This window comes from Streptomyces sp. NPDC031121 (assembly GCF_055570615.1).
On sequence record NZ_JBVIGV010000029.1, the window covers coordinates 1 to 1,756 of the forward strand.

Genomic DNA, 1,756 nt, shown 5'->3' on the forward strand with positions numbered 1-1,756 from the left:
CAAGGCCGCGTAGTTAGGTGCTGGGCTGGTCTGTCAAGCGGTTCGGGGAAGTGGGGGCATGGGGACGGGGCCCCGCGTAGGACAGGAAGTCGACCAAGACACCTGTTCACGGCGGGAGCCCCGTTGGAAGCCGATTCTGTCATCGTCCGTGTCGTTCGGGTGGCCAAAGGCGTCTTCGCGCCGGGGCACTTGGGTGGGCTGACCCGCTACGTTCCGTTCAAGCTGGTCGATGAGGTTCTGGAGCAGTACCGGGCCGTCGAGAGGAGGCGGCGGGTGCTGCCGTCCCGGGTCGGGGTGTATTTTCTGCTGGCTCTGGGCCTGTTTCCGCAGGTCGGGTATGCCGGGGTGTGGCGGAAGCTGACATGCGGGCTGGGCGGGACCGCGGTGGCGGGGCCGTCGGAGAAAGCGCTGCGGGATCTGCGCCGCCGGATCGGCGTCGCGCCGTTGCGGGAGTTGTTCGAGACGCTGGCGGTGCCGCTGGCCCGGCCGGACATGCCCGGAGTTTCCTACCGGCGCTGGCGCACGGTCGCCTTCGACGGCTGCGCGTCGTGCAAGGCACCGGACAGCGCCGCGAACCGGGCCTGGCTCGGGAAGATCTTCCACAGGCCGGGCTGGGCCGGCTATCCCTCGCTGATGCTGATGACTTTGGTGGAGACCGGGACCCGGGGCCTGCTCGGTGCGGTGTTCGGACCGGCCGGCAGCGGCGAGACCACCTATGCCGCCCGCCTGACGCACTTGCTCGATGCACGGATGCTGCTGCTGGCCGACCGGGCTTTCGACGGCAACGCCTTCCTGGACCAGGTCGCCGGCCAGGGCGCCCAGTTCCTGGTCCGCGTCTCGGCCCAGCGCCGTCCACCCGTGCACGCCAAGCTCCCCGACGGCTCCTACCTCTCCCGTTTCGATGCCCTGACCGTGCGGATCATCGAAGCCGACATCGCCGTGACCTGCGCCGACGGCCGACACATCACGGGCCGCTACCGGCTGGCCACCAGCCTCCTCGACCACCGCACCGACTCCGCCGGGGCACTGATCCGCCTCTACCACGAACGCTGGGAGATCGAGTCCGCCTACTACGCCCTGCGGCACACCCTGATGAACGGCCGCGTCCTGCGCTCACAGACCCCCGACGGCATCGAGCAGGAACTCTGGGCCACCCTCGCCCTCTACCAGGTCCTGCGCCACGCGATGGCGGAGGCCGCCGCCCTGCGGCCAGGCCTGGACCCGGACCGGATCAGCTTCACCATCGCGCTGGAAACCGCCCGCGAACACCTGACCTGCGCCGACGCGGTGATCAGCGACGAAACAGGACCGGACCCGGCCCTCACCCGCACCCTCCTGGAGCACCTCCTACCGCCCCGCCGCGCACGCCTGAGCAGCCGCAAAGTGAAATGCCCCATCTCCCGCTACCACGCCAGACGAGACGACGGCAGGCCGCTGACCAGCATCAACATCACCGCTACCAACATCACCATCCACGCGCCACGAGCCGACCCCGCCCCGGCCTCCAAACCGCCGGCCCCACCCGCCACCACACTCACCAGCCGCATCCTCGCCCTCCTGGGCACCCACCCCCAACAGCCCTGGCGGGTCAGCGACATCACCCACGCGCTCCACGACGCCAAACCCTCCACGCTTCGCGGACAACTCCGCCGCCTCACCCACAACGGCACCCTCCAAAAACCCGCATACGGCACATACCAACTTGCCCACACCACCCCCTTGACCACGCAACGCAACCCCTAACTACGCGGCCTTG

Annotated in this window: 1 protein-coding gene; it reads left to right on the plus strand. The window is 69.4% G+C overall.

The window, feature by feature from the left end; translation table 11 throughout:
• The first annotated feature begins 123 nt into the window (after positions 1–123).
• Entirely contained in the window at positions 124–1,743 is a 1,620-nt protein-coding gene (locus ACZ462_RS31675) for an IS4 family transposase (protein WP_467809998.1), read from the plus strand.
• Positions 1,744–1,756 lie beyond the last annotated feature (13 nt).